General features: G+C 57.7%; 18 protein-coding genes and 1 tRNA gene. 3 read left to right on the top strand and 16 right to left on the bottom strand.

What is annotated here, in order from left to right:
- Positions 1-63: 63 nt before the first annotated feature.
- The 7 genes from PYTT_RS13385 to PYTT_RS08070 all read right to left on the bottom strand — a co-directional run bounded on the left by PYTT_RS13385 (position 64) and on the right by PYTT_RS08070 (position 6,468).
- Positions 64-768, bottom strand: coding sequence for a hypothetical protein (locus PYTT_RS13385; RefSeq protein ID WP_141675754.1), 705 nt, complete (start codon positions 766-768; stop codon positions 64-66).
- Positions 769-1,064: 296 nt separating this feature from the next.
- The gene (locus PYTT_RS08095) at positions 1,065-2,351 is read right to left on the bottom strand and encodes a phage portal protein family protein (protein ID WP_067774310.1); all 1,287 of its coding nucleotides are present in this window, start codon (positions 2,349-2,351) and stop codon (positions 1,065-1,067) included.
- Between the two features lie 7 nt (positions 2,352-2,358).
- Positions 2,359-2,910 carry an N-acetylmuramoyl-L-alanine amidase gene (locus tag PYTT_RS08090; RefSeq protein ID WP_067774313.1) on the bottom strand — a complete coding sequence of 184 codons (552 nt, stop codon included), beginning with the start codon at positions 2,908-2,910 and terminating at the stop codon, positions 2,359-2,361.
- A gap of 30 nt (positions 2,911-2,940) precedes the next feature.
- On the bottom strand, positions 2,941-3,168 hold the full coding sequence (locus tag PYTT_RS08085) for a hypothetical protein (protein ID WP_071133389.1): 228 nt from the start codon (positions 3,166-3,168) through the stop codon (positions 2,941-2,943).
- Between the two features lie 2 nt (positions 3,169-3,170).
- Complete coding sequence (locus PYTT_RS08080; protein ID WP_067774319.1) at positions 3,171-3,566, bottom strand: hypothetical protein; 396 nt, start codon at positions 3,564-3,566, stop codon at positions 3,171-3,173.
- Positions 3,567-3,579: 13 nt separating this feature from the next.
- A complete protein-coding gene (locus PYTT_RS08075) occupies positions 3,580-4,035 on the bottom strand; it encodes a hypothetical protein (RefSeq protein ID WP_067774322.1) in 456 nt (151 codons plus the stop codon).
- A gap of 138 nt (positions 4,036-4,173) precedes the next feature.
- Positions 4,174-6,468 carry a hypothetical protein gene (locus PYTT_RS08070; protein ID WP_067774325.1) on the bottom strand — a complete coding sequence of 765 codons (2,295 nt, stop codon included), beginning with the start codon at positions 6,466-6,468 and terminating at the stop codon, positions 4,174-4,176.
- 196 nt (positions 6,469-6,664) lie between these two features.
- Between PYTT_RS08070 and PYTT_RS08065 the strand changes: the two genes are divergently transcribed.
- From PYTT_RS08065 to PYTT_RS08055, 3 genes are all read left to right on the top strand, one after another.
- Positions 6,665-7,855 carry a DUF418 domain-containing protein gene (locus PYTT_RS08065; protein ID WP_067774510.1) on the top strand — a complete coding sequence of 397 codons (1,191 nt, stop codon included), beginning with the start codon at positions 6,665-6,667 and terminating at the stop codon, positions 7,853-7,855.
- Positions 7,856-8,126: 271 nt separating this feature from the next.
- The gene (locus PYTT_RS08060; protein ID WP_067774328.1) at positions 8,127-8,756 is read left to right on the top strand and encodes a S6 family peptidase; all 630 of its coding nucleotides are present in this window, start codon (positions 8,127-8,129) and stop codon (positions 8,754-8,756) included.
- Positions 8,707-15,324 carry an autotransporter-associated beta strand repeat-containing protein gene (locus PYTT_RS08055; RefSeq protein WP_071133388.1) on the top strand — a complete coding sequence of 2,206 codons (6,618 nt, stop codon included), beginning with the start codon at positions 8,707-8,709 and terminating at the stop codon, positions 15,322-15,324. The genes PYTT_RS08060 and PYTT_RS08055 overlap by 50 nt, the downstream gene beginning before the upstream one ends.
- Positions 15,325-15,466: 142 nt before the next feature.
- Here the strand turns inward: PYTT_RS08055 and PYTT_RS08050 are convergent, their stop codons facing one another.
- The 9 genes from PYTT_RS08050 to PYTT_RS08010 form a co-directional block, all read right to left on the bottom strand.
- Entirely contained in the window at positions 15,467-16,414 is a 948-nt protein-coding gene (locus tag PYTT_RS08050; protein ID WP_141675755.1) for a hypothetical protein, read from the bottom strand.
- Between the two features lie 138 nt (positions 16,415-16,552).
- Positions 16,553-16,984 (bottom strand): hypothetical protein, encoded by a 432-nt coding sequence (locus PYTT_RS08045; protein ID WP_156850348.1) that lies wholly within the window; start codon positions 16,982-16,984, stop codon positions 16,553-16,555.
- A gap of 530 nt (positions 16,985-17,514) precedes the next feature.
- The gene (locus PYTT_RS08040; protein WP_067774340.1) at positions 17,515-17,772 is read right to left on the bottom strand and encodes a hypothetical protein; all 258 of its coding nucleotides are present in this window, start codon (positions 17,770-17,772) and stop codon (positions 17,515-17,517) included.
- Positions 17,773-17,946: 174 nt separating this feature from the next.
- Positions 17,947-18,021, bottom strand: a tRNA-Val gene (locus PYTT_RS08035).
- Positions 18,022-18,122: 101 nt separating this feature from the next.
- Positions 18,123-19,244 carry a Fic family protein gene (locus PYTT_RS08030; protein ID WP_067774343.1) on the bottom strand — a complete coding sequence of 374 codons (1,122 nt, stop codon included), beginning with the start codon at positions 19,242-19,244 and terminating at the stop codon, positions 18,123-18,125.
- Positions 19,245-19,638: 394 nt separating this feature from the next.
- Entirely contained in the window at positions 19,639-20,409 is a 771-nt protein-coding gene (gene trpA, locus PYTT_RS08025) for a tryptophan synthase subunit alpha (protein WP_067774346.1), read from the bottom strand.
- 40 nt (positions 20,410-20,449) lie between these two features.
- Positions 20,450-21,655, bottom strand: a complete 1,206-nt coding sequence (gene trpB / locus PYTT_RS08020; protein ID WP_067774348.1) for a tryptophan synthase subunit beta — start codon at positions 21,653-21,655, stop codon at positions 20,450-20,452.
- A 15-nt stretch (positions 21,656-21,670) separates the two neighbouring features.
- Positions 21,671-22,303, bottom strand: coding sequence for a phosphoribosylanthranilate isomerase (locus tag PYTT_RS08015; RefSeq protein ID WP_067774351.1), 633 nt, complete (start codon positions 22,301-22,303; stop codon positions 21,671-21,673).
- Positions 22,300-23,082, bottom strand: coding sequence for an indole-3-glycerol phosphate synthase TrpC (locus PYTT_RS08010; RefSeq protein WP_067774354.1), 783 nt, complete (start codon positions 23,080-23,082; stop codon positions 22,300-22,302). The genes PYTT_RS08015 and PYTT_RS08010 overlap by 4 nt, the downstream gene beginning before the upstream one ends.
- Positions 23,083-23,091 lie beyond the last annotated feature (9 nt).

The raw sequence follows: 23,091 nt of genomic DNA, 5'->3' as shown, positions 1-23,091 counted from the left end.
AGCATACCGTCGCTTGCAAAGCATCATCTGCAAAAGAAAACAAGATCCTTTGCCGCACTGGCCTCAGGAACGCCTGCGGCGCATCAGCAGGGAGGCAAAGCCCAGCAGACCGAGAGTCGCCGCCGCCGGTTCCGGCACGACGGCTTCCGTCGCCATCAGGGAAAGATCGGTAATAGTAGCCGTAGGGCCGTTCGGGCCGCCCGTGCTTCCGAGCACGACATACATTTTCCCGTTACCGTTCTGAGCCATCTCGGCATATTGCGTCCCTTCGACAGTATAGGAAACATTCCAGGGAGTCGTGAAAGAACCTTTCGATTCCTTGGCAAGCTGGACGGTCGAACCCGTCGTCGTCTCGTACCAAAGGGACCATGTATAGGAAGAACCCGTGCTGGCCGGAGGCGTCAGGGTAAAGCTGAACGTCATATCCGTATAGGCATCCAGCCCGTTGACGGTCAACTTCTGCCCGGCGCATACGCCTGCCGTGCCGTTCATGTTCGGCAGGGAAAGGCTTTGCGCTGTTGCATCAATGCTGGCATATCCCCATCGTATATCGTTATTCCCGGTCGTGGTATACCATCCATCAGCCTGCCCGGAAAGCCAGCCGGATACATCGCTGCCCGTCAGATTCGTATTACAGAGGCGGCCTCCCGCATCGTAAGTCCGTGCAGTTATCGTCGCAAGCGGCGAAAATATTTGGACTGTTCCGGCTAAAGCCGTCGCGGAAACCATGGAAGCCACACAAGCAAGAGAGAAGAATGTGATTCTCATATGCAGGCATCATACAGATTTTGAATCCGTTGTCAATTTCAAAGAATAATATATTGTCGCTAAAAGTTTTTTTTATTTTTTGAAATAGAAAATGTACATTTTGCCCATAATGAAATTTCCGGAAGTCTCAGCAGAGGCTGTTATTCCATCTTTTACGCACGCATAACGGATTCAAAATCCGATATCCATCCACTAAACCTATCTTCATGAATCTCATGCGTCCATAAAAATCCGGGTGCAAACCGTACACACGCCGATTTGCACCCCCGTATTCCGCCATACGAACGGAAACGATATCAACGAAGAGGTTCGAAAACCCGTTCTCCCTCCTGCGGCATGGGTTGTCCGAAGGCATCGTACACTCGCTGTTCCGAGAGCCGCATGCCGAGGCGGTTGATCATCCCGTCGTAGAAATCCAGCTTATCCTTGTCGATATCGGAATTCGGCACCGAGAAAACGATCTCCGGCAAGGGAGACGATACGCGGCCCATATTGAGCTCCACAATCGCCGGCACAAGCTGTGCATTCAGCACATTCGCCACGAACTGGGCGGCATGCGTGATGATTTCCAGACGAATGCCCTGATGCACCTTGCCCAGGGCATAAGCCCCGCTGCCGCTCTTTCCTGTATCGCTGATCAGGGTTTGCCCGAGGATGAGCTTATCGCAGGCACGGTCGGCCATCTCAATCAGCGTTGCCGTCGGCAACGAAGAGGAACCCTTCATCGCATCGTGGATTTCCAGACGGGCAGCCGACGAAGAAAAAATAGTCGTACTTGCGCCCTTGCGGGACAATTCTGCCTCCAGCTTGCGCTGAATCTCTTCATCGTCGATAATGAAATGGCGAATAGGCAGACCGAACACCTGGCAATACTGCATCAGCCACGTCAACCCCCAGCGGCTCGCACCGAACCAGCCAACAAGCGTACGCAGCGAAGCATTGAACAAAGGGTGGTCGATCCCCGATTTATTGATGGCCACGATAAACTTGTTGCGATCGAAGGGCCGCGCCGAATCGGACGCCCATATACCGTCCGGGAACAGAAGCAGTCTGTCGGGCTCTCCATTGCTGATCGACCAGCCGAAGAACTGGGGAAGAATCGGCACGTAGGCCGCCGGGAACACGAGCTTTCCGCAAGATTCCCACAAAATTTCATGCACCGTCTGTCCCCGGTACATGGCATACACAACCGACTCGACCAATTCGAGGAAATTGTGCTTCCACTCTCCCGGTGCAATACTCGGCGCATGCCACAAGGCGGCATCCACCATGCGGGCGGCCTCATGAGCCTCCTCCGAAGGAGCCTGCCCGGACTCGGCCCACGGAGCCACACTCCATGAAAGAGAGGCAACGGCTTTCGACACATCGTTCAGATCCTTCTTCAGCGTATCCCACTCCGCACACATCGTACGGAACAGCTGCTCAAGCTGATCCACATGTCCGCTTGAAGTCGACTCCTTCAATGCGGCCAGAGATCGGGGGCCGAGATCGGAAACCGTCCAATCATTCAGCTTCGACGCGGCATCCTGCTGCACGGAAAGGCTCCCCGCACCGCTCTTCTTCTCTTTTTTGCTCCACCACATGGCTGCTTCAGTTGGAAAAATCATCGAGCGCCCGGGCCAAAGCCTTGCAAAGGGGAGCGATATTGTCGCGAAGGCGGTTGCAATCCGCCATATTGCTGCCGGCAAAAGCCGGCTCTACCAGAATCGCAGGCATTCGCGTGCGATGGAAAAACTCATAGGCGTTCTCCGCAGGGCGAGCAACGGACTTGATGCCTCGGTCGCGCAGATGGAGCACATCCACCATCGCCTGCTGCACCATCTCCGCCGCAATCTTACCCCGTGCGGACGTATACCAGTAAAACGTCTCGGTGCCCGATGCATGCTTCGACTCCGAAGCATTGAAATGAAACTCGATCGCCAGATCGGCCCACGTCTCGTTGCACGCGGCGGCGGCATAGGATGGGGTACGCCCGCCCGCATCGGAACGGTTCACCACCGTCGCCGTGTGGCCCAGCGCCTCCAGCTCTCGCGCGAGTTCGGGCAAATGCTCCTTCCAGAAGGAATACTCCGTAAACAGGCCGTCGGCCGAATCGCTTCCCTGGGCCTTCGGATGGTGCCCGATGGATAATGCTATATTCATAATCGTATGTAGTTGGTTGAAAATGTCAAATCACGGTTTGAAAGCATCCTTCTGGGACTGCCTGTGTTCGAGGTTCGTCAGGCGGGTCTCGATCGTCCGGAGAACCTCCGTCTGCTGCGTCTGGATCTTCGTCGTATCCGCGATGAAATTGCGGAAATCCAGATAAATCCCTACCGTCAGCACAAACCCGATCATCATGATAATCTCGGCTTTATACTCCCGCAGAATGGAAAAATAGGTTTTAACGTTGTCGCACATGGTCATTTTGTAAATTGCGTAACCGGGCCGGGCTGTACCAGAGTACACCGGGTGCCTGTCACTGCGTGAAGCAACCTGTGGGCATCGTCCCACTGCTGAACCGAACCGGACGGCACGGAACTGCAGCCGGAGAAAAGCAACGTACCGGCGGCGCCAAGCACGGCGCTCACGGCAGCCAGAATCCACCGGACCCAGCCGCCGGAGCGGGCACACTCCTTGAGATCGTCATACGCATGACGCACCAGAATGGGCAGAACGGAATTCGCCAGGCCTACCCATGCGGCCTGTTCCTTGAAATCGAGGTCATCCCAGCATTGGATGGAAAGCCCCTTGAGCTTGGCGTACTTGAAAAACATCTCTTTGGCGATGTCAAGCGCGTGTTCGTGTTGATTGGACATGATAAATTGAATATTAATTGTTGAATTGAAAATGGCGGTAGCCTTGTTGAATCGGCTCAATACCCCGGTCGGCCCAGAAGGCCGGAGAAGTCAGTACCTCGAAAAAGTGCAAGGAAGCGGCATCGCTCAAAACGAATGACAGAGGATCGCACGGCGAACCGTCTTCATACGCTCTCGATACCGTACAGCACAAAATCGGCTCCTTCACAGCCACGGATTTCGGGGCACAGGCCACCGTCACCCGTTCGCCGGGATCCATCACCACGAAAGTAGCGAACCACTCGCCGGGTTCAAGAGCCCCCAGCCGGGAAAAAGAAGCGTGCCATACCTCCAGAAGATCAGGAGGCAAATCGCCGGCCGCGATGCCGCGCGGCTGAAACAGATTGTCGCGGAACGGAATTCCTGCGGCAACGATCAGAGCGGCATCCCGATCGCCGGAAGGACAGGTAATTTGAAGTTGCGGATTCATCGAAATAAAAAATGGAAAATGAAACGAGGGTAAGTATACAGGTGCATCATACCGGAATGCTACGATTTCTTCTGGATCGGAACCGCTGCCCGGATGCAGGGAAAAACATGAATACGGAAACGCTTTGTGAGCCCATACCTAGCTATTCATCTGATTGATACCGTATTCCCAGACGACATTCGTACCGTCCGTCGTATTCGTATTGTTGGGCGCGTAAATCCACACGGAAACGTAGCGCTCCACCCCTGTATCGTTCTGCATAATATGCAGCGTATTCCCCTCCGCCACGCACCAATCCTCCGACCAGATATCCACATCGATAACCCATCCGGCAGGACATGTGATTTGCATATCCTGCGCGGCCTTGGAGATATGGAGTTGCGAGCTGTAGTTGCCTTGCGTCTGGGCGTCCATGACTCCCCCGTTTATGTTGGCGCTGAGGATGTCGCAAGGGTATTCTTCCGGGGCGGCGGCGGCGTAGGCGATGGATATTTTTTCTTTCAGCGGTTTTGCGGGCCGCTGGATTTTGTGGGTGGTGTTGCTTTCAAGCCACGTTTCGATGGGGTGTACGGGGTTGTAGTACTGGACGGAGTTAGCGTAGTAGCTGGCGGGGCGTATGTTGGGATAGTGTACGATGTCGCGGATGCAGGCGGCGGCCTGCGTGCCTGCCTTGGAGAGGGCGAGGACTCCCACGGAGTTGTAACGCTGGTCCAGCGGCGTGCCGATGACGGAGACGAGCTGGCCGTCGCTGGTCTGAATGTAGGTGCGGGTAGTGCCGTTGTGGTAGCCCTGCCCATTGGAATCAGCCGTAATGTAGATGGTCGTGATGGTGGATACGTTGGCAATGGGGGATTTGTACCGGATGCAGGGAATGCAGTTGTAACGGATGGAGGCGGGCGTTACGTCCTTGTCGATGACGCTGCCGCCATAGCCGACGTAGATGTGCAGGGTGGCTATTTTGTGGCCGTGCGCCTCGCAACATACCACAGCCTTGGGCTGATTCCAGTTGGCGTGATGCGGCTGCTGGATGATATGCGGATCCCACGGCCTTTTGGTGGGCGGCAGGGAGTCGCCCGCTGCATGGCCCGTGAAGAATGTGTTGAGCCCGACGACGACGGGGGGAGGGGATGTTATGTTGTCCGTGTTGCTGGAGGCAGGCAGGATGTTGACGGCATAGGTGCCCGTGCGGGCCGTCTGGCGGCGGGTGCCGCCCGTGGAGGTTGGGACGTTGACCCACATGTTGCCGGAGATGACTTGCTGGCTTGTGAGCCATGCACTGCGCCACGCACCCACCGCCGACGCGCGACCGAACATGAAGGCATACCCGGCACGCTTGGAACCATCGTAATAGGCATCGGTAGCGTGCGTCTCATAGGTGAGGGGGAGCGGCCTGCCGCCGTAGAGGGCTTGGAGTTGCTGACCGTCGAGCAATCCCGTCAGGCGTTGCGTATCGGTGAATGGATCGGCACCGAGCGGGGTCGCCGTCGAAACCGAGACCGAAGCATTGAAAACAGCGGGTGCATTGAACGTATTCACACCGCTCCATATATTGGCCTGCGATTTCCGAGAAAGATCGGCCTGCGTAGAAGCCACATAATCGTCAATCGCCACCTTGCCGGAATCGGCTGCGGCACGAATCGTACCCGTACCGCTCGTCACTGCCGCAGATAGAGTTGCTTCTCCCTGTTGGCAGACGGTCGCCAGCATATCCTCGGCCTGCACCAACTGCACGGACGTATGATCGGAAATTCTCTGCACGGACTCTTGCTCCGTTTGGCGCAACTCGTCAGTCAAAACCGCAGCAGCCGATTCAAGCGACTGACACACCGATGCACCTTGCTCCGCGGCTACTTGGCGAATCGTATCGCCGGATTCTTCAGCCTGCGCAGCAATGGCAGCCTTCGCCTTCTCAGCAGCAGATACACCCGCCTGTTGCGCCGCCTCCTGAACCGTTCGCACCGCCTCGGCAGTCTCCGAGCCGACCCGAGCCAGCACACGTTCCGCCTCTTCGGCAGACTCTTCCGACCGATCGGCGCACGCCTGTATCGCAGCCCAATCGGCTGCGGAAACAATCGTCACCTGCATCAGCCTGCATTCGATCACCTGGCCGCTTCGCTGCACAACGACTTCCAGCTCATCCCCGCCGTTGCGGGAACACTCCTCCCGGTCGCCAAAACGTTCGGCTACCGTCAGGCGTCCATACAGCAGACGCGACTCCGCATGGCAACCGCGGTACCGTATAAACAAATCATAGCGGTAATACCCTTGCTCCACGGGCCCGAAGGACACGCGCACACGGTCCTCATCCACAGACACCACATCCAGTGCAAGCGGTGAGGCCGCACACTGGACATGCCCGGCAATTTCATAATCGGATACGGCAAGAGGAATGCCGGCATCGCTCTTCAGCGTAACCAGCAAATCGTAGCGCATCCCGGATATGGATTCTATATCATATTGAGTTCCTCGCATGCACACCATCCTGACACGCACCACTCCGCGAGGCAATACCGCCCGGGAGGGCTAATTCCTCCCGCAATCACCCCACCCCCATCATACAATGCAAAACAGGTGGAAAGGTTCGCCTTCCTTCGGCCGTATCAATAGACACATCATCCAACCTGCAACCATGTCTCCCGCCAACAACCGCATTCAAATCATCGACTCCCTGCGAGGCTTCGCTCTCTTCGGCCTCTTCATCGTCCACGCACTGGAACACTTCGACTTCAACATGTACCCGAACGGCGAACCGTCATGGCTCGCCACCCTGAACGGACACATCTATGAAACCGTCTTCTTCCTCTTTGCCGGAAAAGCCTATGCCATCTTCTCCCTCATGTTCGGCCTCAGCTTCTTCATCCAGATGGACCGTCAAGCCCAGAAAGGCAACGACTTCACGCTCCGCTTCGGCTGGCGCCTCCTCATCCTCCTCGGCTTCGGCTACATCCACGGCCTCTTCTACTGCGGAGACGTCCTCACCGTCTTCGCCATCCTCGGCCTCAGCCTCCTCTTCCTCTACCGCATGCCCACGAAATGGCTCCTCGCCCTCTCGGCCGCCTGCATGCTGCAAATCCCCTTCATCACTCAATTCTTCCACTCCGTATCCGATCCTTCCTTCCAGCTGCCCCAAAGCCGGATGATCGACCTCTTCATCGGCGGAGCCCAGGTCTACTCCACAGGCTCCTTCCTCGATGTCGTCCAATACAACTCATGGTCCGGCCAGCTGGCCAAATGGCTCTTCTACATCGACTACGGCCGCACATGGCAAATCGTCGCCCTCTTCATCTGGGGCATGCTGCTGGGCAGAACCCGCTTCTTCGAGCATTACGAACGCCACCTTCCCCTCTGCCGGAAAATCATCGTCATCTCATTGCTCGCCTTCGCCGCCCTCTTCGAATTCAACCGCCTCATCCCCGATTTCGGCCTCTCCGAGGCATCCGCCACCATCGCCACAAAAATCGTCACCTCCTACGCCAACATAGCCTTCACCCTCGTCCTCATCAGCGGATTCATCCTGCTGTATGCCGGAAAACACTGGCAACCTGCCCTCAACAGACTTGCCCCTGTCGGCAAAATGAGCCTCACCTGCTACACCAGCCAATCCATCATCGGCACCCTCGCCTTCTACCACTACGGCCTCGGCATGTATGCCCATCTTGGCGTCGCCCTCAGCCTCGTGTACGGCATCCTCTTCTTCGGCTTGCAAATGGCGCTCGCACCCGTCTGGCTGCGCCACTTCAGCTACGGCCCGTTGGAATGGCTCTGGAGATGCCTCACCTTCACCACATTCAACGTACCCTTCCGTAAACGCCAGCCGTAAACGCCAGCCGTAAACGCCGCACACCATCCTGCGGCACACTGCCCCTCTTGCAGCCGGACGACTTCATGCCGTCCGGCTTTTCCATCTCGGAGCACGGCGGACATATCACCCGCCAATCCGCACAACAACCGGCACACGCCATTCAGTAATAAAAAGAATGGGCAACAACCCCGTATACAACTATCCAACAATTAGATAAAATGTAATTATATAGTTTGACAACATCTCAGGGTAGATTTACAAGGACAACAATATTAAGAATCCCTCTAATATGAAAATCCATTTACCTCTTCCTCTCCGGAAATGCCTCATGCAGTCTCTGATCGCCTCTTCCGGACTCGTTGCCATCTCATCGAATGCCCACGCCGGCATCATGAAACCGGAAATACCCGTCGTCACCTACCGCGACTTTGCGGAAAACAGGGGCCAGTTCGCAGCCGATGCACTCAACGTCCCCATATACGGAAAAGACGGCTCCATCCTCGGCTATATCCCCCGCATGATGAGCTTCGACAGCGTCAACGACGGCGCATTCGCATCCCTCGTCGACCCTCAATTCACAGCCTCGGCCGGACATGTCGGATACACGGACAACATGACATTCTCCGGCCGCTTCATCGGCAATGCCAACAGCACCGTATACGGACGCATCGCCGACCAATTCAGCTCGACGGACTTCAAACTGACCCGCCTGAACAAAATCGTCACGGAAACGGAAGCGGTATCCATCATGACGGATACGGAAATCATGCAAAAACTGGCCAAGGGTGAAGGCCTCGTCCTTCGCGTCGGAGCCGGCGGTACGGCGATTGCCACCGGATACGGCCAGCAGGACTACCTCGGATACGGTCATGTGCGGAGGCACCATCCAATTCATCGGAGGAGGCATGGATGCCAATAAAAACTGGGGATTCTCCCTCGTCATCGAACCCGGAATCGACCCCGACAACGTCCTTCAAATCGGCACGCTCGGGGGCGACAGCGGCAGCCCCGTCTTCGCCTGGAATGAAAAAACGAACCGATGGGAATACCTCGCAGCCAACTCCGCAGGAGGCGGCACCGGAGCCGGATACGGAAAAACCAGCTACCTCAAGGCAGCGCCGGAATGGAGCATGCAAACCATCGCCTCCTACAAAGACCCGGTCATCACCGTCGATCCCACAGGCGGAGCCATCCTCTGGAAAGCCACCGACAGCCAGGGCATCGGCACCCTCACGCAGGACAGCAGCTCCTGGACCTACCACGGCCTTGCCGACGGCATCATCGGATGGAACCCCAACGGCACGCAAGCCGCCACCGACGCCCAGATGAATGCCACCCGCGACCTCATCTTCGACGCCACCCAGTCCCCGCAAACCATCATCCTGCAAAACTCCATCGACATGGGCGCGGGCTCCCTCACCTTCAAGGGAGACTACATCCTCGACAGTGCAGATCCCTCCTTCACCCTCAACTCGGCAGGCTTCATCATCGAACGCGGAGCCCTCGTCGAAACGCGCCTCTCCGGCAAAGCAGGAGACGAATGGCGTAAAATCGGTGCCGGCACACTCGTCATCTCAGGCACGGGCAACAACGAAGCCAACCTGAACCTCGGCGGAGCCGGCATGATCATCCTCGACAGGCAAAACGGCTATGCCGCCAAAAACATCCTCCTGAACGGAGGTGCAGCCACCCTCGTCCTCATGGGCGAAAACCAGATCGGCGGCACACTCACCTTCGGCTTCCGCGGCGGCATCCTCGACATGAACGGCCACAACCTCGCGTGGAACGGCATCAGCCATCATGACGACGGCGCCGTCATCGCCAACTTCGGCACCAGCTCCTCCACCGCATTCACCTTCACGGGCAGCGGCAACCAAACCTATAAAGGTGGATTCCTCGATGGCAAAACGCAGAACAACGGCCTCCTCACCGTCATCTACAACCCCGGCAGCGCCGACTCCACATGGACCCTCACGGGCAACTCCGGCAACCGCGGCGGCTACATCGTCAACGGAGGCACCCTTGCCATCCGCGGCACCGTCACCCAGCACGCAGGGGGAACCACCTACACCAACCCCAACGACTGGCACTACGCCAACCTCGACACCTCCACCATCACCGTCAACAACGGAGCCACCCTCACCATTGCCGACCACGCCAAAGTCACGGCCGACATCATCGTCAACCAGGGCACCTTCAAACTCACGGAAGGCATCTTCCTCGCAAACGGAGAATCTGTCGACGGCAGCCAGCCGGGCACCGTCAACCCCGCCCTCTACGGCCACACGGGCACCGTCACCCTCAACGGCTCCGGCAGCACCATGCACGTCGCCATCACATCGGCGGCTTCACCGGAAATCTCCTATGCCAACAACATCTCGGGCCAGGGCAACTTCCTGAAAACGGGAGGCTCCGGCATCTACCTGCAGGGCAGCAACACCTTCTCCGGCACCAAAACAATCGAAAACGGCTATGTCCGCGGCGGCAGCCTCGCCGCCATGGGCGACACCTCGACCAACAAATGGAAAATAGGGGAACAAGGCGTCCTCCTTGTTGAAAACATCGGAGCCGGGCAAGCCCTCACAGACGTACTTCCCATCATCGACCGCACCTCCACAGGCGTCGTCGCCCTCACCGGAAATCAGGACCGCGCCATTGACCTCTCCACTCACTCCGGCCTCATCGTCGGTGCAGCCAGTGGACGCACCATCGAATACGGCCAAAACGGCACATCCGAAACCCTCGGAGCCGTCAACGGCGACTGGACCGTCGGCGGAGGAGGAGGCACGCTCAACCTCAACTTCCGGCTTGAAGACAGCGCAGACGGCACAGCCCGCAAACTCACCGTCGGCAACCGGTACGGAACCGGAACCGTCGTCCTCACCAACACGGCCAACACATTCAGCGGAGGCATCGACATCAAAGGCCGCATCATCCTCGACTACACGGACATCGCGGCCCTCGGCTCCGGCCAGGTCAACCTCGACTACGGCACCATGGCCTCGCTGGGCAACACGCCCCAGCTCATGATCGGCAAAACATCCGCCTCATCGGAAGGCATCCTCCTCATCAGAAATGAAGGAGCCTCCGCCACTGCCGACCTCGACATGACATCCAAACCCTCCGCAGCCCTCGGCGCATGGGGAACCGTCCGCTACACGGGCAACATCACCGTCGGCGCCAACCAAACCTACCGATTCGGAGGCAACGGCACACTCATCCTCGGCCAGACGCTGGCCGCCAACGGAACCAACGGCATCCTCATCGATGCTCAGGGAACGCAGGGAGGCATCATCGCCCTTGAATCAGCCTCCGCCACCACAGGCAACATCATCATCAGGGGCAACCGGGACCAATCGGCAGCCGGCAGCATCACCCTCCGGCTCGACACCGACCATGCGCTTGACCAGGCCTCCGGCACCAGCATCCTGAATGGCGGCATCCTCGACCTCAACGGCCGCGCCGCCACCCTGCGCGACCTCGACCTTGCAGGAGGCACCGTCGGCAACACCTCAGCCACCGCAGCAACCCTCGGCCTTGAATTCGTCAACCGCACGGAACTCAAGGGAGGCCTCGCCGGAAAACTCGACGTCACCTACCGAACCACCCTGCCCGGAGCCGTCACCCTCTCCGGAGCCAACACATACACCGGCACCGCCACCCTCGCCTCAGGCACCTACAACCTCACGGCGGCAGGAGCCTTCGGCAGCAATACCAACACGCTCGTCATCACCCAGGGAGCAACCCTCAACATCACATCACAGGTTGCACTCGGGCAAAAACTCACCGGAACGGGCACGCTCAACCTCAACGTCGCCATGAGCGGCAACCTCCTGACCAACACGGCCAGCGACTTCCGCGGCACCCTCAACCTCAATGCGGGTCGCCACACCTTCGCCCAGAACAACATCGGCACAGGCTGCACCATCGTCGTCAATGAAGGTGCACAGGCCTACCTCTCGGGCACCTTCGACAACAACTTCATCCTGAACAGCACCGGATGGAACGCCAGCGACGTAGCCAAAGCGGGAGCCCTTCGCGTTGACGGAGGCACCATCAACGGCAACATCACCATGATGAAATCCGTCTCCATCGGCGCCTACAACGGAGCCGCCACCATCAACGGCAACATCATCGGCACAGGTTACGACCTCACCAAGCTCTACGGCAACACGCTCACTCTGAACGCAGCATCCAACAACACATTCCGCAACCTCAACATCAACGGCGGCACACTTGCCATCTCCGGATCGGCCACCTCCGCCACGGCAGGCACCGCCCTCGGCACGGGAACCGTCACCCTCATCAACGGCACCACGCTCAACCTGGCCTCATCCGCCGCAAGCGCAGAATACACCTATGCCAACGGATTCGTCTTCAATGCCAACAGCAAACTCAACATCACGGGAGGAGCGCAGACACTGGCCGGAACCGTCAAAATCAACGGAACCACCACCATCGACACCGGCGCCGGAACCGCACTCACCCTGTCCGGCCAGCTCTCCGGCACTGCCCAGCTCACCAAAAACGGCACAGGCACCCTCGTCCTCTCCGGCAACAACACGGGCAAAACAGGCAACCTCCTCATCTCCGGCGGCACCTTGCGTGCCATAGGAACCAATGCACTGGGATCCATGAACACCACCATGGCATCCGGCACCGTGCTTGACCTCGGAGGCAGCGGCATCACCAACCTCGACATGCACGGAGCCACCCTCACCCTCTCCGGGCAAAACACCCTCCTGTACAACACCGCCTTCTCGGGAAGCACCTTCCTCATCGACAGCCTGGCATCCGTCAACCTCATCGCATCCGGCACCGTCACCATCGGCCTAAACCCCACAGCTGGACTGGGCCTTGGCAGCTACACCCTCATCGACAGCACCCGGCCACTCGACCTCGGCTCCTTCACCCTATCCGGTGCCTCCGTACAATCCCGCACCAAAGTCGCACTCACCCTCGGAGGCACGAACAACAACCGGCTCATCCTCAACATCACCGGAGGACTGCCGGAAAACGTCGTCTGGAAAGGAACGGGCACCCTCGAAACCTCGGTAGCCAACACGGCCAACATCACCTCCTCCGACAACACATACTACAACTTCGACAACCTCACCCTTGCCGAACAATCCTCCGCAACCACAGCCAGCCACACCCTCACCCTCGGAGGCAGCGGCATAGCCCCCGCCTCCATCCTCGTCACCGGGCATGACAACTACACCGTCACCGGAGCAGCCATCACAGGCACCGCCTCCCTCACCAAAGAAGGCAGCGGCACCCTCACACTGTCATCGGCAAACAGCTACACGGGAGGCACCGACATCCGCCAGGGCATCGTCAATGCACAAACGGCTGGGGCCCTCGGCACGGGAGGCATCATCGTACGCACCGGAGGCACACTCAAAGCCACTGACGCCGCACTCTCCGGCAACAACCTCACCCTTGAAGGCGGCCGCACCGAAATAAGCGCAGCCGGAATCTCCAAAGCCGGACTCGTCACCATGAAAAACAACGGCACATGGCTCCTCACCGCAGCGGGCACCGCCACAGGAACCATCGCCATCGCCGCCGGAGACACGGGCACCATCCACACCAACGGCAAAAACCTCACATGGAACGGCGACCTCTTCGGCGAAGGCACACTCACCAAACAGGGGACAGGCAGCATGATCATCGGCAAAACGCAAAATACGGCATGGACGGGAACCATCGACGTCGCACAGGGCATCCTGCAACTCGGCATCGACAAAAACACCGCCGTCTCCACACTCGGCCACGGGCGCATCAACATAGCATCCGGAGCCACCCTCGCCCTCAAATCGGGCACAGCCACCCACGCCACAGACCTCTCCTTCGCCAACGGATCAACCTTGGCCGTCTATGACGGAGCCGGAGGCACCCTCGCCGCGCCGAGCTACAAACTCACGGGCGACATCACCCTCGGAGGAAAACTCAACATCGCCCTCACATGGGGAAAAATCACCGAACTCTCCGGCACCATCAGCGATGCGGCGGGAGCCACGGGCTCCATCTCCATCACCGGCAGCAGTGAAACACCTATCCTCCTCCTCTCCGGTGCCAACACCTTCACCGGAGGCGTCACCCTCAACTCAGCCGCCACCCAGCTCTGCATCACCAACCGCCAATCCCTCGGCACGGGCGACTTCACCTTCACCCAAGGAACGCTCCGATGGAAAAACTACCAGGGAGGCACTGTCGGCGCCATCATCCTGAACGGCACAAACGGCACGCGCTCCTTCAACACGGATACAGCCACCATCACCATGGCCAACGCCATCACCGGAAACGGCAGCCTCACCAAAACAGGAGCAGGCCTCCTCCGCATCGACGGCGCCTTCACCCACACCGGGGGCACCACCGTCTCGCAAGGCACGTTGGCCCTCCGCTTCAACGGAAACGCCGCCGACATCTCCGGCAACATCGCCATCGCTCAAAATGCCGCCCTCTCCATCGAAACCACGGCCCGCCTCAACGGCAACATCGCCGGAAACGGAGAACTGCGAATCGAACAGGGAGCCATCGCCATCGTCAACACCGCCAACACATTCACCGGAACCGTCAACACCATCGGCACCACCGTCCTCAACCACCAGCAGGGAGCCGCCAATGCCATCGTCTCGCTCAACGGACAAGATGCGCAGCATAAAGCCTCCCTCATACTTGCCACCACCAACACCACGGTTGCCGGACTCTCCGGCAACAAACACAGCATCATCGATGCGGGCAACACCTCCGGTCAGCCCGTCGTCGTCCCGCCGCGCCGGCTCAACGTCGCATCGGCGGTCGACACCACCTTCAGCGGCACCGTCACAGGCAGCGTCTCCATCGTCAAAACGGGAATCGGCACCCTCGCCATGAATGGGGCCTCCATCATCGGCAACATCACACTCGGCGATAGCCAAAGCACCCTCAGCCTCGCCAACACCACACTGGAATACATTGGCACGGGCAACGATCCCAAACTATTCGTCTTACAGGGCAGCCTCACGCTGGACAACAGCAACAGCATCGACATCAGCCAGCTCGCATACCACTCATCCTACGTCACCTTCCTCACCGGAACGGACGCTACCGCAGGCACGGGCCTCGTCCTCACGAACGACATACGCGACCTCAGCATCCGCCTCAACATCGCCTACGGCGCCCTCGACACGGAAACACTGGCCGGAACCTCCTTCACCGTCAACGGCAACAACCTCCCCGCCTGGCTCGCCGGACTCGACACCAACACCTACACCCTCCAATTCGAAAACATCGACGAAAACAACCAACTCGCCTACATCACCATCACAGGACAGGGAACGACCGCCTCCGCCACAGGCATACAGGCCATATTCGCACCAAGGCTCGCCTCCATGGCCTACAACACGGCCAACGGCACCTCCAACATCCCAGAACCCGCCACCACAGCCCTCATCCTCCTCGGCGCAGCAGGACTCCTCGTCCGCCGCAGAAGAATAGCATAAAGCAACAGCGGACGAACCTCACCAGCCACTCACCGCAATCCGCAAACATCGAAAAAACCGGGAGCCTCACAACTCCCGGTTTCTTCATCGATAGCCCATTACATCCAACTCGCGCCAACACCGAGCAAAAACAGTCGCCAGCTCACTTCGACGGCACAATCCTCAGTGACCGGGCAACATTCATCAGCCCCTCCGCCTCCTTACGGCTTGGAGCCATAATCGTCACATGAAGAAAAATCTCCTCACGCCCTCTCCGGGCGGCAGGCACAACAGCCTCCGCCATCCATCCCTCCTCCATCTCGAACAGCATCCACTCCGCCTCCGATCCGGCCAGAGCTGCCTTCTTCGTCTCCACGGCATCATCCTTCTTCAAACCATACTCCGGGTACGACATCCCGGGATGATCGCCCAGAAACACACTCAGACCACCCCAATCGTCGCTTCCGGCACGGCGCATCTTCTCGAACACCGCAATATAAAAACCGTCTCCCTCCTGCATATGGTATACATACCCCTTCGGCACATCGACTGCATACCGCTTCCCCTCCTCGTATGACGGCAAGGACTGCACCCGCGCGTCGAGCGGCAACACGCCGCCACCTGGCGTCAGAGACATCACCACCTCCTCGGCCATCTTCATGCAAGCGGCATGATTCGTGGCGAACTCCTCATCGAACAACAGCTGCACCCTCTGCAAACTGCCGTCCTTCTGGCGCACATTAGCCACCGCATATAGATAACCGCTCGAACCGTCGAAATCCGGCTTTTCCTTGCGCAAGGCATACGTCACATCCTCACCCGCCTTGCCCAACCGATAGACCTCGCCCCTATCATTCAGACTCTTCATCGCCTTCAACTCTGCCTCCGGATAACCATCCTGCGCATAGGAAAACAACTCCCGGGCAAAAAACACCATCCTCTTCCCATCCCGATCAAGTACCATCCTCGCCTCGGAAGCGCCGCTGGCCTCCGGCTCCATCAACCCTCTTTGGCGGCCCTCTATCCGGCATCCCTGCGGCAAACGAACTTTCAAACGGCCGTTCAACAGAACAAACTCCTTGGAAGCCTCGCCGCCCCCCTTCATTTTCACCTGAATATCTTCAGCGTGAGCAACAAACAACGGAGCCACCGCAACGGCTAACAACAGAGTAGAATGGGTCAAAAAAGACATAGCCGATGCTACCCCCGCACAGCGCCCGCGTCAAGCCACCATACCGGAAAATCCGGTCTATTGCAAACAACCGGGATTGAAAAGGTAATAAACCCCGCCCCATACAGGACTCGTCACAGCCAGAACCATCGTCACGGGCACATCGACACATACGATCGCTACCCCCTGGGTCGCACGCACCAGCAAACTTGCCTGTCCATTCACCGAATAAGTGGATGTCCTGCCTGTCATCAGGCGTTCCAGATACACATTCGACTCGTACGACTCGGGCGGATCGGCAAACAGCATTCTTCCCTTCTTACCTATTTTCCCATAAATCCTCGCTTCCTTCGGATCAAACGAAGACGCCGACAACACCAGCCACTCCGTTCCTCTTCTTTCATCGGCCTCCGATGCGCGGCAACGTTCCGACAAACGATCAGCCACCCATCGGCTGACCTCCACATAAGCCGTTTCTACCGGGCGCTCATGATCACGCGTATAAGTCACAGGCTGTGAAGTACCGAACGAAGCCGTACCCCACCAATGGGGACTGCGATCATATGGCAACATTTCCACCTGCACATAAAAATGATCCTTCCCATCCTTCTCACGCTTTACATACACCGCATCTCCAACAGCAGCACCTCTCACGGAATGAGTCACTCCGCATTCACCTATCTTCTCCCCAGTTCTCAAAAATGGAAAACAGGAACAAAGGCAGCAGCACATAACCAGTACAACCACACCAAAACGGCACATGCGGCAAAACCGCCGCACATCATTTATAAGAGAAAACGTCATCATAAGGGATGTTCTAGGCTATACGACCACCACCACCCAGTCAAGCCTAACCAAAACGAACATCTGCGTCATCCCTCATCAGCCACACTCCTACCCTGCCCAAAACATCGGCCACACCCTTTGCTCACTGTTCCCTCCGTCGTATCGACTCTCCCCGCACCACTAACGGACATGTCCGACGAAAACATGAAAACAAACAGGGACAGAACAACCAGAAACAGCCGCAATACAACCAATCACCTCCCCTCCTCCAACTCGGCTTTTCGGTCGAGAATACGCCGCAACACAGCATCCCGATCCTCCTCCGGAATCTCGACCCTGTGACCTCGATAATCACTGGTCATTGCAGCCAGCGCCCCTCCGATATGGTGTGTATCGAAAATGGGCAGCTTCCATGTCGACGGCTTCTCGGCATCGGGCACATAGGCGAAATCCTCGGCTGCATGTTCCACGCCGTCCACATCCTTTGTCTTGATTGCATCGTCATCACTCATAGCGTTTTCTGATAGAACCTTGCTGCCAGTTTAAAAACGACGCATATCTTTGTCAACAAGCATCGTTAACAATTAGCACCCTGGAAACGAACCGCGACAATCGTCAGACAAATCCTAATCCACACCACAAAAAAACCTCGAACACACAGCATGCTCAAGGTTGATCAAAAATAATGGTACACGGAGAGGGATTCGAACCCCCGACCAACTGCGTGTAAAACAGCCGCTCTACCACTGAGCTATCCGTGCACAAACGGGTTACGGCACTACATTAGCACCTTTTACCGCGAAATCAAGCGCAAATTTCCGAAAAACGCCTGCATGCAGAAAGTTCATGCAAGCGAATTCCGTCAATAGCCGTATCCCGCTACATCCCTGCCGGATGCAATATCCAGCAGAGAAGCCAGCCTGTACACCGCCGGACGCCGCCCGCTCGCTTCATACCGAAGCTCCACGATCCCGGCCTGCACCACCTTGTTCAACAGGCTGCGGGCCGTCGTCGTCGGACATTCTTTCAACCGTTCGACCATCTTCGGAATCGTGAACGTAGGCATGGTAAAGATGGCATCCTGCACCTTCTGAGCATGTTCCGAATGCGTCGCGTGGCGGAATTGCTCTTTCAAGTCTTCATACAATCGAATGATTGCAGCCGAGCGGCGCACGTTTTCCTTGGCCTGCGAATCGATTGCTCTCAGGAAGAACTGAATCCACGCCTCCCATTCGTCATATTCATGTACGCCATGCAGCCGGGCATAGTATTCGTCCCTGTGCGCTTCCAGATACGCACTCAGGTAAAACATGGGCCTGTGCAGCACTCCCTTGACATACAGGAAAAGAGGGATCATCAAGCGGCCGATGCGGCCGTTGCCGTCGAGAAACGGATGAATGATCTCGAACTGGGCATGCATGATCGCACTCTGCACCAGAGGATCCACATGATCCGTCTGCAAATACCGCATCCAACCGTCCAGGCACGCTTCCACAATCAAAGGAGAAGGCGGAACAAAAGTCGCATTTTCCATCGAGGCTCCCGGCCTGCCGATCCAATTCTGTTCCTGCCGGAATTCGCCGGGCGTTTTCGTGCTGCCGCGCACGCCGTCCAGCAGCAGCCGATGGCATTCCTTAATGAGACCGAGCGAGAACGGCCTGTCGCCAATGCTCGCCGATGCGTATTCCAAAGCTTTGCGGTAATTCTCGATTTCCACGATATCGGCTTCCTTGCCGCCGCCAAGATTGACGCCGGCTTCACAGGCATACACATCATCGACCGTGGCCAAAGTCCCTTCGATCATCGAAGATTGCGTCGCTTCTTCCGTGATGAACGGAGAGAGCAATACATCCGGATTGATGATGGTGTGAATCATGCCGTCATAGCGCGACAGAGATCTGTTCGCTTCGCCGAGTATCTGAACAAAGCGATTAATGTCCAGAGTATGCGGCGGCAATTCCACGGGAATGAAGGGAGTTTTCATGCGTATTATTTTATTCAATGAAGAATCATTCGTCAACACCGAATTCTCATTTATTGATACCGAAATACAATTTTAACATCAGCAATCAACTTTCTAAACATTAAAATACATATATAGTATCAACAAAACCTCTTCTTGTTATTCTCCCATCATCAACCATATTTGTTGACATCCAAACCACCTTTCAGCATCAACAAAACACATTCTTCCTATTCGAATCACATCAAATCACCTTGATGATATCCGATGGAACTTTTAATATCAACAAATATTCTTGTTACTATCCCGGCATCACCTATTCCTCTTGTTGACATCAAAAATCATTTTCGCCATCAACAAAAAGCCTCTCCTTCTTACAAAAAGGAGAGGCTTCCGGGAAAACTTCCGGCCCGAATCAAGCCTTCCACGGAGCAAAAAACTCCGCCACGGGCAGCCCGTCGGCAATATGCTTCAACAGAGCCGAACCGAACACGGCAGCATCGGGACGAGCATCCGGCGGCAGCACATCGAGCTGCGAAGGATGCTTGAGACCGAAGCCCAGAGCCAGCGGCAAAGTGAAAGCCTGCCGGGCATTCCGGACCGTATCCGCCACATGATCGATAGCATTGTTCGTGCCGCCCGTCGTGCCCAGCGTGGACACAATATACACGAATCCTTCCGCCCCTGCGGCATAGGATTGCATGCGCTCCAAAGAGGTATTAAGGCCGACAAGAGTCACAATGGAGATCCCGTGCGGCTTCACGGCGGCGCGGAACTCCCCAGCTTCCTCCAGCGGCATATCCGGCACGATGAAACCGCACACTCCCGCTTCGGCGGCATCCTTCGCCAGACGCTCATAACCGTACTGCATGAATGGATTGACATACCCCATCAGCACCAGCCGGGCGCGATACTGCCCCTTCCGGGCCAGCAGCCCGTCGATAATCCACTTCAGCGAAACGCCTTGCGCAAGAGCCTCCCGGCTCGCTTCCTCGATCACGGGGCCATCCGCCACGGGGTCTGAAAACGGCACGCCGATCTCGATCACATCCGCACCTGCCGCATCGATCTCCGCCAAAACATCCCAGAACCTCTCAGGTGAAGGAAATCCGGCAGTCAGGAAGGGAATCAGGGCCAGCCGCCCTTCTTCGCGGGCGGCGGCGATTGTTTCTTGTAAACTCATCATGGAATGAATAATTGATTGGTTGGAAAAACGGATGGAAAGTTCATTTGCCCTCCATGGCGGCATACTTCGAAATGATGCCGAGATCCTTGTCGCCACGGCCGGAAAGATTCACCAGCACATTGCTACCCGCCGGCACCTCCGCCGCATGCTCGAACACCCACGCGACTGCGTGCGACGATTCCAGCGCCGGGAGAATACCCTCCGAACGCGTCAGGCGGTGAAAGGCGCGCAACGCCTGCAAATCGTACACCACATCGTAGCGCACGCGGCCTATCGCGGCAAGATGCGCATGCTCCGGCCCCACGCCGGGATAATCCAGCCCGGCGGAAATGGAAGACGACTCCATGATCTGCCCATCCGCATCCTGCAGCAGCATCGTCCGCTGCCCATGCAGCACCCCGGGAGAACCGAGATTGATCGGCGCGGAATTCAGGCAACCCGGTTCCCCAGTACCTCCGGCCTCCACACCGATCAGCTTCACCTCCTCGTCGCCGACAAAGGGATGCAGCATACCGATAGCATTGGAGCCTCCGCCCACAGCGGCCACCACATAATCCGGCAGCTTACCGACGCGGGCAAGCATCTGAGCGCGGGCCTCGCGGCCGATCACACTCTGCAGCTCGCGCACAAGGGACGGGAACGGATGCGGCCCCGCCGCCGTACCGAAACAATACAGCGTATCATCCTGATGGGCGATCCAGTAGCGCAAAGCCTCGTTGATCGCATCCTTCAGCGTCCGGGAACCGCTCTCCACAGCCACCACCTCCGCACCCAGCAGATTCATACGCATCACATTAGGCGCCTGCCGCTCCACATCCTCCGCACCCATGAAAATCGTGCAGCGCATCCCGAAACGAGCCGCAGCCGTCGCCGTCGCCACGCCGTGCTGGCCTGCACCCGTCTCGGCCACAAGGTGGGTCTTGCCCATCATCTTCGCCAGCAGAGCCTGCCCGAGGGCATTATTGATCTTGTGCGCTCCGGTATGCAGCAAATCCTCACGCTTGAGCCACAGCTGGAACCCCAACTCGGCGGAAAGATTCGGACAATAGGTCAGCGGAGTCTCGCGCCCAGCGTAATTCTCCAGCAGATCACGCAAAGACTCGGTATAAACGGCGCCGGGCATGATATCGGCAATGGCCTGTTCCAGCTCGCGCAAGGGGGGAACCAGCAGCTCGGGCACATACATGCCGCCGAACTCGCCAAAATACCCCTCGCGGGAAGCATCGGATAATGGTGTATTGGTCATATGAATAATAAAATTTTAAGCAGGTTGTGAAAGTTCGTGAAAAACGGAAAGCAGCTTCACGGGACTCTTCAGGCCGGGAGCGAACTCAATCCCGGAATTCAGATCGATACCGTCCGGGTGGCACTTCCCGAGCATCTCGGAAAGATTCTCCGCATTCAGGCCGCCCGCGAGAATCCACGGACGAGGGAAGCGGAGACCGGAAAGAGAATCCACCGGCAGCGTCTTCCCCGACCCTCCGCCCGCCGTCCCCGCATCCAGCAGGAAATAGGCGCAGGAATCGGCAAAACGGTCGATATCCTCCTGCAGCTCCTCCATCGAAGCATACCGCTGCGGCCACAGCACGCGAATCACCCGCTCCGGGCCGATGGCGCGGGCGCAAGTCTCATCCTGATTGCCGTGAAGCTGGGCGTAATCGAGCTGAGCCTTCTCCATGGCAGCGACAATCTCCTCACTGCCCTGCTCCACGAAAATGCCCACGCGCTTCATCCCCGTCGTCTTCAGGCGGGCGGCACGCTCCACCGAAACGGAACGCGGACTGCGCGGATGGAAAATGAAACCGCAGAACCGGACACCCATCGAATAGCTCGTATCCAGCGAAGAAAGGGAAGTCTGGCCGCATACTTTGACAAATGGTGTTTTCTTGTTCATGATTGAATAATCCTGTTTAGGTTCTTGCCCGGCTGGGAAGACTGCATCAGGGCGGTGCCGATCAGCGCGGCATCATAACCCGCCCCCTTCGCATCCACGAGGTGCGCATGCTCGCTCATCGCGCTGGCCGCAATCCAAAGCTCCTCCGGCCGGCGCAGAGCAGCCAGCTTCAGCCCCTCCTCGCGATCCGTCTTGAACGTCTCAAGATTGCGCGCATTCACTTGCAGAATGCGTGCGCCCGACTCCCGGGCGATCTCCAGCTCACGCTCATTGAAAATCTCGACCACGGCATGGATACCCTCGCTCTCCGCCATCTCGCGCAGACCGCGCAGCAGAGAGGCATCCGGCGTCAGCGCCACAATCAGCAGCATCGCCGCCGCCGGGGTGGACACCGTCTGCCGCACCTGCAACTCATCGAAAATGAAATCCTTGCGCAGCAGCGGAAGCCCGGCGATCACCGCGCGGGACAAATCGCCCACACAGCCGGTAAAATACTTCTCCTCCGTCAGCACGGACATACAGGTAGCCCCCGCCTCCGCATACTGTCGGGCCACATCCTCCGGCGTCAGGGAATCATTGATCACCCCCATCGACGGCGACGACCTCTTAAACTCCGCAATCACACGCAGAGGCTGCCCTGCCGGAGCGGGTGCACGCAAAGCCTGCAGAAAATCCGGCCTCTGCCGAATATCCTTCGGGCGCAGCAGCCCGGCAGCCTTCGCCCGGCGCAGCCCCTCCAGCTCATCCTGCTTGGCATCGATAAAACGTTGCAAATTCATGGCATTCAA

Source organism: Neoakkermansia glycaniphila (assembly GCF_900097105.1).
In the GTDB taxonomy this organism is placed as follows: Bacteria; Verrucomicrobiota; Verrucomicrobiia; order Verrucomicrobiales; family Akkermansiaceae; genus Akkermansia; species Akkermansia glycaniphila.
The sequence above is the reverse complement of the archived record's forward strand: the minus strand, read 5'-3'. Positions and strand labels throughout refer to the sequence as shown.

What these genes read in the sequence shown, in the direction of transcription:
- PYTT_RS13385 (WP_141675754.1), bottom strand. Translation starts at nt 768, where the DNA reads ATGAGAATCACATTCTTCTCTCTTGCTTGTGTGGCTTCCATGGTTTCC.
- PYTT_RS08095 (WP_067774310.1), bottom strand. Translation starts at nt 2,351, where the DNA reads ATGTGGTGGAGCAAAAAAGAGAAGAAGAGCGGTGCGGGGAGCCTTTCC.
- PYTT_RS08090 (WP_067774313.1), bottom strand. Translation starts at nt 2,910, where the DNA reads ATGAATATAGCATTATCCATCGGGCACCATCCGAAGGCCCAGGGAAGC.
- PYTT_RS08085 (WP_071133389.1), bottom strand. Translation starts at nt 3,168, where the DNA reads ATGTGCGACAACGTTAAAACCTATTTTTCCATTCTGCGGGAGTATAAA.
- PYTT_RS08080 (WP_067774319.1), bottom strand. Translation starts at nt 3,566, where the DNA reads ATGTCCAATCAACACGAACACGCGCTTGACATCGCCAAAGAGATGTTT.
- PYTT_RS08075 (WP_067774322.1), bottom strand. Translation starts at nt 4,035, where the DNA reads ATGAATCCGCAACTTCAAATTACCTGTCCTTCCGGCGATCGGGATGCC.
- PYTT_RS08070 (WP_067774325.1), bottom strand. Translation starts at nt 6,468, where the DNA reads ATGCGCTACGATTTGCTGGTTACGCTGAAGAGCGATGCCGGCATTCCT.
- PYTT_RS08065 (WP_067774510.1), top strand. Translation starts at nt 6,665, where the DNA reads ATGTCTCCCGCCAACAACCGCATTCAAATCATCGACTCCCTGCGAGGC.
- PYTT_RS08060 (WP_067774328.1), top strand. Translation starts at nt 8,127, where the DNA reads ATGAAAATCCATTTACCTCTTCCTCTCCGGAAATGCCTCATGCAGTCT.
- PYTT_RS08055 (WP_071133388.1), top strand. Translation starts at nt 8,707, where the DNA reads ATGTGCGGAGGCACCATCCAATTCATCGGAGGAGGCATGGATGCCAAT.
- PYTT_RS08040 (WP_067774340.1), bottom strand. Translation starts at nt 17,772, where the DNA reads ATGAGTGATGACGATGCAATCAAGACAAAGGATGTGGACGGCGTGGAA.
- PYTT_RS08030 (WP_067774343.1), bottom strand. Translation starts at nt 19,244, where the DNA reads ATGAAAACTCCCTTCATTCCCGTGGAATTGCCGCCGCATACTCTGGAC.
- trpA (WP_067774346.1), bottom strand. Translation starts at nt 20,409, where the DNA reads ATGATGAGTTTACAAGAAACAATCGCCGCCGCCCGCGAAGAAGGGCGG.
- trpB (WP_067774348.1), bottom strand. Translation starts at nt 21,655, where the DNA reads ATGACCAATACACCATTATCCGATGCTTCCCGCGAGGGGTATTTTGGC.
- PYTT_RS08015 (WP_067774351.1), bottom strand. Translation starts at nt 22,303, where the DNA reads ATGAACAAGAAAACACCATTTGTCAAAGTATGCGGCCAGACTTCCCTT.
- PYTT_RS08010 (WP_067774354.1), bottom strand. Translation starts at nt 23,082, where the DNA reads ATGAATTTGCAACGTTTTATCGATGCCAAGCAGGATGAGCTGGAGGGG.